Origin of the sequence: uncultured Rothia sp. (assembly GCF_937976295.1) — a bacterium.
GTDB lineage: Bacteria > Actinomycetota > Actinomycetes > Actinomycetales > Micrococcaceae > Rothia.
Genome location: NZ_CALJRY010000118.1, coordinates 1 through 8,132, shown reverse-complemented (window position 1 = coordinate 8,132; position 8,132 = coordinate 1). Strand labels below are relative to the sequence as shown.

7 protein-coding genes and 1 pseudogene are annotated in these 8,132 nt (G+C 60.5%); all 8 read left to right on the top strand.

Annotation, left to right across the window (positions count from 1 at the left end):
• Nucleotides 1–101 (top strand): annotated as a pseudogene (locus Q0216_RS10620) (dihydroneopterin aldolase); the annotation flags it as partial.
• On the top strand, nt 101–697 hold the full coding sequence (gene folK, locus Q0216_RS02955; protein WP_298592799.1) for a 2-amino-4-hydroxy-6-hydroxymethyldihydropteridine diphosphokinase: 597 nt from the start codon (nt 101–103) through the stop codon (nt 695–697). The pseudogene Q0216_RS10620 and the gene folK, both read left to right, overlap by 1 nt.
• A 45-nt stretch (nt 698–742) precedes the next feature.
• Complete coding sequence (locus Q0216_RS02950; RefSeq protein WP_298592797.1) at nt 743–1,261, top strand: DUF3180 domain-containing protein; 519 nt, start codon at nt 743–745, stop codon at nt 1,259–1,261.
• Nucleotides 1,248–2,006 carry a PH domain-containing protein gene (locus Q0216_RS02945; protein ID WP_298592795.1) on the top strand — a complete coding sequence of 253 codons (759 nt, stop codon included), beginning with the start codon at nt 1,248–1,250 and terminating at the stop codon, nt 2,004–2,006. The genes Q0216_RS02950 and Q0216_RS02945 overlap by 14 nt, the downstream gene beginning before the upstream one ends.
• Nucleotides 2,006–3,856, top strand: coding sequence for a PH domain-containing protein (locus Q0216_RS02940; RefSeq protein ID WP_298592793.1), 1,851 nt, complete (start codon nt 2,006–2,008; stop codon nt 3,854–3,856). Before Q0216_RS02945 ends, Q0216_RS02940 begins: the two co-directional genes overlap by 1 nt.
• A gap of 105 nt (nt 3,857–3,961) precedes the next feature.
• Nucleotides 3,962–4,924 (top strand): Rossmann-like and DUF2520 domain-containing protein, encoded by a 963-nt coding sequence (locus tag Q0216_RS02935; protein ID WP_298592792.1) that lies wholly within the window; start codon nt 3,962–3,964, stop codon nt 4,922–4,924.
• Complete coding sequence (gene panC, locus Q0216_RS02930; protein WP_298592790.1) at nt 4,921–5,868, top strand: pantoate--beta-alanine ligase; 948 nt, start codon at nt 4,921–4,923, stop codon at nt 5,866–5,868. Before Q0216_RS02935 ends, panC begins: the two co-directional genes overlap by 4 nt.
• Before the next feature lie 103 nt (nt 5,869–5,971).
• Nucleotides 5,972–7,504, top strand: a complete 1,533-nt coding sequence (gene lysS / locus Q0216_RS02925) for a lysine--tRNA ligase (RefSeq protein WP_298592801.1) — start codon at nt 5,972–5,974, stop codon at nt 7,502–7,504.
• Nucleotides 7,505–8,132: the final 628 nt, after the last annotated feature.

Below are 8,132 nucleotides of genomic sequence, written 5' to 3'. Positions count from 1 at the left end.
TGGAGATTACCGTGTCGAAGCCGCAGGCGCCGATTGAGCTGCCGTTCGGTAACGTGGCGGTGAGCGTGTTCCGCGAACGTGCCGCTGAGGGCAGCCGCTAGTGGCGGATACGGCAGAATATGCACACCGCGCGGTGCTGGCGTTGGGCTCGAACCTGGGCGAAAGCGAAGACACCTTAGAGCGTGCCGTCGCCGATCTGGTGGCAGGTGGTGTGCAGCTGGTGCGCGCCTCCGGGCTGTACCGTACCGCCCCGGTGGGTGGTCCGGCGGGGCAACCTGATTTTGTGAACGCGGTCATTGAGGTGGCAACTGACCTGGGCGCCTACGAGCTGCTGAAGCTGTGTAACGCGGTGGAGGCGGCGCATCACCGTGAGCGCCTGGTACGTTGGGGCCCGCGCACCCTCGATATTGACGTGATTGACTATGACGGCGTGATCTCTGAGGACCCGGTGCTGACTTTGCCGCATCCGCGGGCGCAGGAGCGTGCTTTTGTGCTGGTGCCGTGGGCGCAGATGGACCCGCAGGCGCGCCTGACGGTCACCCGGCGTGCTAAGCCTTCGGGGGAGCGGCCGGATGAGGTGCCTGCGCCGCTGAGCCGCGAGGTCGTGAGCGTTGCGGAGCTGTCCCGCACGCTGGTTGAGGCGGATGAAGACGCTATTAGCTATATGCGTGAGATGCAGGTACCTAATCAGCCTTAAATGTGGCACTCTGGAAGGTAGAAGAACCTACCGAAAGGAAACACCATGAAGCCCCTGAGCTATCGGGCGATTATTGTGGCGGCGGTGTGCGCTGCCGCTGTCGCTCTTATGGTGAATTCCGTGATGATTGGCGCCGGTTTTAGCGAGCTGAATTTTTCGTGGATGCTCGGCGCGGTGTGCCTGCTGGTTGCGGCGGGTGCCGTGTGGCTGGGCGTGCAGGTGGCTCGTTATCGTCGCATTCAGACGCGTGAGAAGGCGCCGCATATGGGTCCGATTCTTGCGGCGCGTGCGGTGGCGTATGCGCAGGGATCCATCATGACCGGTGCCCTGTTGACGGGCTGGTGCGGTGCGATTCTTGGCTACCACCTGGCGATGGTGTCTACGCGCGGTTTTTCGGTGGTCTTTTGGGAGGTTCTTGTTAATTGTGTGGGCAGTGTTGCCCTGCTGATTGCTGGCCTGTGGGCTCAGCATTGTTGTCGTATTCCGCCGGAGGATGATGAGGATGCGGCCTCCTCTTCCGATGCTGTCAAGCCGCGAGAGGGAGGAACCTATGTCGGCTCCTAACCAGAATAGTTATTCGCCGAATGGCCAGTATGGGCAGGGCGCCCAGCAGGGTCAGCCCGCTCAGCAGACTCAGTATGGGCAGTACCAGCAGGCGGCTTACGGTCAGCCTGGTGCCCAGTATGACCAGCAGGCGCAGTATGGACAGCAAGCACAGTACGGTCAGCAGGTTCCGCCCGCTGCCGCCTACCCGAACGCGCCGCAGTCGGCACCTTCTCAGCCGGTAAGCTCCCAGCCTGTGCCCCCGCAATCCGTGCCGGAGCCGCAGTGGGTGCCCGCCGCCTCCAGCTACCTGACGGTTCGTTTTGTTCACACTATTTCTGCTTTGGCGCTCCCGATTCTTGCGGGCGCTGCCCTGTATTGTGCGGGCGCGTTCTTCGGCGGCCCGGAGGCGCTCCGCATCGTCGGTCTGGCGGTGATCGCGGTGTTTGGCCTGTGGGGTCTGTGGTGGCTTCTGACCACTCCGCGCCGCACTCGCGCGCTCGGCTACGCGCTGGAGTCGAATCACCTGATGGCTCGCCGCGGTATCGTGTTCCGTTCCATGAGCTCCATGCCGTACGGTCGCATCCAGTATGTTGATGTGGATTCGGGTCCGCTGGAGCGCATGTGCGGTGTTGCCCGCCTGACGGTGCGCACCGCGGGTACGACCACCGGCACGATGGTGCTGTTCGGTATTCCGCTGAACGTGGCGGAGGAGCTGCGCGCGGATCTGGTGCGCCGCGCCGATGAGCGAATGGCGGCACTCTAATGAGTACCCCGGTCCCAAGCAACCCCGCGCCGCAGGCACCGCAGCCTCCTGCCTCACAGATGCCACAGGAGCAGAAGTGGTGGCGTGCCGATATTCGCACGTTCATCATGAACCTCTGGTTCATTATTCTGCTGGCGTTCGGCTTCTTTCAGAGCATCATCCTGAATATTCTGACCACCCCTCCGAACGAGTGGGGTGCGCGCCTGACGCAGGCATTTGACGAGAACAACAGCTACTTCAGCGCGACGTACTCGCAGCTCATCGGCTTCGCCGTGCTCATACTGATTCTGGTCGGCGGCTCGATTGACTGGTGGTTTACCCGCTACAGCCTGGACGATTTGGCGATTCACCGCCGTAGCGGTTTCCTGTTCAAGAAGAACCGCACGATTCGCCTGGAGAGCGTGCAGAGCGTGGACATTTCGCGTCCTCTGGTGGCGCGCCTGCTGGGCCTGTCGGAGCTGCGTTTTGAGGTGGCTGACGGCTCTTCGGAGGCGCTGCACATCAAGTACGTTTCTGCCCGCAAGGCGGAGGTTCTGCGCCACACCGCGATGGCGAGTATTAACCTGCTGCGTTCGGAGGCGGCTGGCCGCCCGGTCGACATGCTGCCCGGTAGCATGCAGATTTCTGCGGAGCGCATGCCGGATGCGGATCAGCTGCACCAGCCGTTCGAGGCCTCCTACGGTGCGCCGATGCAGGATGGTACTCAGCAGGACGGCACCCAGCAGTCTGCACCTCAGCAACCCGCAGCATCCCGCCACGGCGCTCGTATACCGATGCCGGTCGCGGCTGACCCCTCGCAGCCGCCGATTTTCCGCATCTCGAATGTGCGTCTGATTGCCTCCATCATGCTGGAGCACCTGGTGTGGCTGGTGCCCGCCGTAGCCCTCATGGTCGGTGCCGCTGTCTTCGCCGCGATCATGGCTGGTGAGAACCCGTTCCTCATTTTCATGGCGATGCTGCCCGGCACCTTCGCGCCCATGGTTGGTTACGTGGTTGCCCTCTGGACACGTTTTGATGGTGCCGCGAACTTCAAAATCACCCTCGGCGGTCAGGGCGGCGTGACCCTGCGGTACGGTTTCACCGGCACGCACACCCAGAACGTGATGGTTGAGCGTATTCAGGCGCTGGCCGTGGAGCAGTCCATTCTGTGGCGTGCGTTCGGCTGGTACCGCATCAAGATGACCATTGCCGGTATCGGTATTGAGAAGAACGACAACCAGAAGCTGGTGACCCGCAATATTGCCCTGCCAGTTGGCAACAAGCAGGAGGCGCTGATGGTGTTGCGTCTGCTGCTACCCGCCCTGGATGAGGCGCAGGCGCAGGTGCTGCTGGATACCGCCGACGGTTCGCTGAAGAGTCAGAAGCCGCAGGTTCCGGCAATGATTGTGACGCCCTCTTCGGCACGTTGGATGGACCTGCTCACCTGGAAGCGTAACGGCGTGACCACGGTCGGTTACACTGCCGGTTCGGTGCGGGCGACCACCCGCATTGATTCTGATGCGGCACGTTCGAGCATTGGTGAGCATACGCAAGGTGACCTGCTGCTGATTCGTGGCGGCTTCTTTATCCGCACGCTGTCGATTGTTCCGGTCAGCCGTGTGCTGAGCGTGAGCCGAGGTCAGGGCCCGCTGCAGCGTGCCTTCGGATGCGCGAGTGTGCATTTCGGTACGGTACCCGGCCCGGTGCGCACGCTCATGATGCACTTGCCACCGCGCGTCTGTGAGGACCTGGTGTGGTTGATGACGGTTCGGTTGGAGGGTATTGAGCCCTACTACCGCGTGCCGGAGCCCGCGCTGGGTTCTGCGCCCGGTGCGAACGGGTACAGCACGAACGGGTACGGTGCGCGCTAACCCGCCACTAAAACTGCAAACCACTCTGCCGCTGGTGTTCTTCGTGACACTAACGGCAGGGCTGGCGTGAAAGGTTGGTGTGAAAGGGAGAATATACTTAAAGCCGTGATACAGCATTCAAAACCTGCGCGTTTGGGCATTGGAATTATTTCCGCCGGGAGGGTCGGATCCGTCCTCGGTGCGGCTTTGCGCGCCTGCGAGCACACTATTGTGGGTGTTCACGCGGTCTCTGAGGCTTCTCAGGAGCGCGCCGCGATGCTGCTTCCCGATGTGCCGCTGCTGCCGGTGGAGCAGATTGCTGAGCGTAGCGAATTGCTGATTCTCGCGGTTCCCGATGACGAGTTGCCGGGCCTTGTCACCTACCTGGCGTCTTCGGGAAGTATTACCGCCGGTCAGATTCTGGTGCACACCTCCGGCCGTCACGGCACCGAGGTTCTCGCACCGGCGACCGCGCTGGGCGCTATCGGTTTGGCGATTCACCCCGCCATGACCTTTACCGGCATGTCCGTGGACCTGCAACGCCTGAACGGCACCTGCTTCGCCGTGACCGGGCCCGCGCCGTTCATCCCGATTGCTCAGGCACTCGTGGTGGAAATGGGCGGCGAACCCGTGCACGTTGCCGAGGCTGACCGGGCGCTCTACCACGCAGCCTTAGCGCACGCCGCGAACCACCTCGTGACCATCCTGGGTCAGTCCCAGCAGATGCTTGCCTCCATCGGTATTGAGGACCCGGCACGCTACATGGGGCCGCTCGTGCGAGCCGCCGTGGACAATGCGCTCGCCAGCGGCGAAGGCGCTCTCACCGGGCCCGTGGCACGGGGAGACGCAGGCACCGTGAAGGCTCACCTTCAGGCTCTGAATGAGTACTCAGAGCATGAAAAAACAGGTGATATTACAGACTCTTACGCCGCTCTGGCACACGCAACCGCAAAAAGAGCGCATAATAGAGGTTTGTTAAACGATGAACAACTGGGACGAATTGAGGATCTGCTGGGTGAGTCTTCGGACCGCAACCACCCCGGCGATATTGATGATTCAGCCCCCGAAAACAAGGAGTTCTCGTCATGACTGAGACTTCGAAGCCCCGAGTCGTGACCACCATTGCGGATTTCCGCACGGCAATCACCGAAGCTCTTGCCGCAGCGCAGGAGGAACTGGACCGAGCAGCCCGCCAGGAGGCGGAGCAGAACGGCACCGCAGTTCAGTACAAGAACGCATCCCTGGGCTACGTGCCCACCATGGGCGCCCTGCACGACGGCCACGCAACCCTGTTGCGTCGCGCCGCTGAACAGAATGATGTAGTGGTCGCCTCCATTTTTGTGAACCCGCTGCAGTTTGGCCCCGGCGAGGATTACGAAGCATATCCGCGCACCCTGGAGGCAGACGCTGCCCTGGCTGGTGCCGCCGGTGTTGACATTATTTTTGCCCCCGAGGTTGAAGAGATGTACCCCGACGGTGACCCGCTCATCCGCATTTCGAGCGGCGAGCTGGGCACCAAGTTTGAGGGTGCGACCCGTCCGGGCCACTTTGATGGCGTGCTGACCGTGGTCAATAAGTTCTTCAACATTATTCGCCCCGCAGCCGGTAACCACCCGGTGAATGCGTACTTCGGTCAGAAGGACGCTCAGCAGTACATCCTGATTCAGCGTATGGTGCGCGATTTCAACCACGACGTGACCATGCGCCCTGTGTCGATTGTTCGCGACGATAACGGCCTGGCGCTGTCTTCGCGTAACGGCTACCTGTCGGATGAGGAGCGCGAGTCTGCCCTGGTGCTGTCCCGCACCCTGGCGATGCTGCGTGAGAATTCGCTGAACCGTGGCTTCCACGAGATTGATTTGGACGGTGCGCGTGAGCGTATCAACTCCACTCCGGGTGTACGCCTTGACTACCTGGAACTGGTCGACCCGATGACTTTCGGTGAGCCGACTGAGGAGTCGGAGCGAGTGCTGGCACTGGTTGCTGCGTTCGTTGGCCCGACCCGCCTGATTGACAACATGGACCTGCGCTAAGCGTTCGTTCGTTTAGAAGAGTCCCCAACACACTACACAGATAGGTATCACTGTGAGCACTGAGCACACTGCCGCACCGGCGATTGCTGATATGTCCGAGCAGATGCAGATTCGCCTGGAGAAGCGTGCGAAGCTGATCGAGTCGGGTCGCGAGGCATACCCGGTGGGTCTGCTGGATTCTGAGGGTAACCGCGTGGAGCCCAACCACATTGAGGATCTGCGCGCCGAGTACGATCCGAAGCTGGCTGCTGAGGAGCTGAAGGCTGGCGACGAGACTGACCGTGTGGTGCATGTTGGTGGCCGCGTGGTGTTCGTCCGTAACACCGGTAAGCTGTGCTTTGCGACCCTGCAGGGTGGTACCGAGGGCAAGCGCATCCAGGCGATGCTGTCGCTGGCTGAGGTTGGCGAGGAGTCCCTGTCTGAGTGGAAGTCCCTGGTTGACCTGGGTGACCACGTGTTCGTGACCGGCCGCGTGATTGTTTCTCGCCGCGGTGAGCTGTCCATTATGGTGACCGACTGGAAGATGGCGTCGAAGGCGCTGCGCCCCATGCCGGTTCTGCACAAGGACCTGAACGAGGAAACCCGCGTTCGCCAGCGTTACCTGGACCTGATGGTTCGCGATGAGGCTCGCGAGCTGGTGAAGAAGCGCGCCCTGATTACCCGCACCGTCCGCCGTGTGCTGGAGGATCACGGCTACATTGAGGTTGAGACTCCTATTCTGCAGCTGGTGCACGGTGGTGCGACGGCTCGCCCGTTCCGCACCCACCTGAACGCTTTTGACCAGCCGATGACCATGCGTATTGCGACTGAGCTGTCGCTCAAGCGTGCAGTGGTTGGTGGCATTGACCGCGTGTACGAGATTGGCCGCGTGTTCCGCAACGAGGGTGTGGATTCGACCCACAGCCCCGAGTTCACCACCCTGGAGTGCTACGAGACGTACGCTGACCAGTTTGTGATGGCTGAGCGCATGAAGGAGATTATCCAGAGCTGCGCGAAGGCTGTCGGCACCGAGCGTGTTGAGACCGAGAACGGCACCATTGACCTGTTCGGTGAGTGGAAGTGGGTCGGCGTGTACCCGGGCCTGTCTGAGGCTGTGGGCGTTGAGATCACCCCCGAGACTGACGCTTCCGTTCTGCGTGAGATTGCTGAGAAGCACGAGGTGGACATCGACCCGAAGTGGGACGCTGAGAAGCTGGTGACCGAGCTCTTCGGTGAGATTGTTGAGCCGACCCTGGTGAACCCGACCTTCGTGTACGATTACCCGCCGAGCGCTCAGCCGCTGGCTCGTCCGCACCGTTCCGGTGAGCCTCTGATTGAGGCGTGGGACCTGATTATTGGCGGTATGGAGCGCGGTACCGCGTTCTCCGAGCTGATTGACCCGGTCATTCAGCGTGAGCGTCTGACCGCTCAGTCGCTGCTGGCTGCTGCCGGTGACGATGAGGCGATGGAGCTGGATGAGGACTTCCTGCGCGCCCTGGAGCACGGTGCACCCCCGATGGGTGGCCTGGGTCTGGGTATTGACCGTCTGATTATGCTGCTGGCGGGCGATCAGGATCCGGAGCGTCCGGGTACTGTGGTGCGTCAGCCCGGTATTCGTGAGACTATTCTCTTCCCCTTGATGAAGCCGGAAGCCTAAGCTTCTACCTTCTGTATGAGGTCATAAGGCGGCGGGTGCCGCGGGTACGGTTGTATCTGCGGCACCCGCCGTTTTCTGTGCGCTCTTTTGCACGGTGTATAGTGTGCCTCGTGGGCTTGATTTGGTATTTGCACAGGTCAGGGGCATTTTCGGCGCTTTTTTGCTCCATTCTGGTGCTGAGTTATGCTGCTCTATTCACTCTGGCAGGTGTTTCTGTTCTTATGCACGAATGTGTTGTTGAGAAAAGAATTGAGGTGTTGGGATAGGGGCAGAATTTCGCTTTTGAATAGCGTAGGAATGTCTGGAGTGAATGGCGTATTGTAGGTGTCTGTGTGGGCGGTGTAATTCCTGCGGATTGTTGGTGGCGCAGGGTTGTGCATTGTTCGATATTGTCCCCATAGTGTGTGCTGGAAGAATCCAAAGTATTTGCACTCTGAACGCCGCTTTAATGTTCTTGTGGTGAGTGCAGATTTAGCGGAGGGGAGCGGAATGGATATATCGCTCAGAGCGACCAGCACACTATTTCAATATTCAGGATATTTTCGGAATCTTTAATATATTTCTGTTACTATGTGAAAGAAAATTAGTACATAAATATATCCGGCACACTATTTTCTCAATCCCGATA

Excerpts from the sequence above, each read along its gene's own strand:
- Q0216_RS02950 (WP_298592797.1), top strand. The coding sequence starts at position 743 with ATGAAGCCCCTGAGCTATCGGGCGATTATTGTGGCGGCGGTGTGCGCT.
- Q0216_RS02945 (WP_298592795.1), top strand. The coding sequence starts at position 1,248 with ATGTCGGCTCCTAACCAGAATAGTTATTCGCCGAATGGCCAGTATGGG.
- Q0216_RS02940 (WP_298592793.1), top strand. The coding sequence starts at position 2,006 with ATGAGTACCCCGGTCCCAAGCAACCCCGCGCCGCAGGCACCGCAGCCT.
- panC (WP_298592790.1), top strand. The coding sequence starts at position 4,921 with ATGACTGAGACTTCGAAGCCCCGAGTCGTGACCACCATTGCGGATTTC.
- lysS (WP_298592801.1), top strand. The coding sequence starts at position 5,972 with ATGCAGATTCGCCTGGAGAAGCGTGCGAAGCTGATCGAGTCGGGTCGC.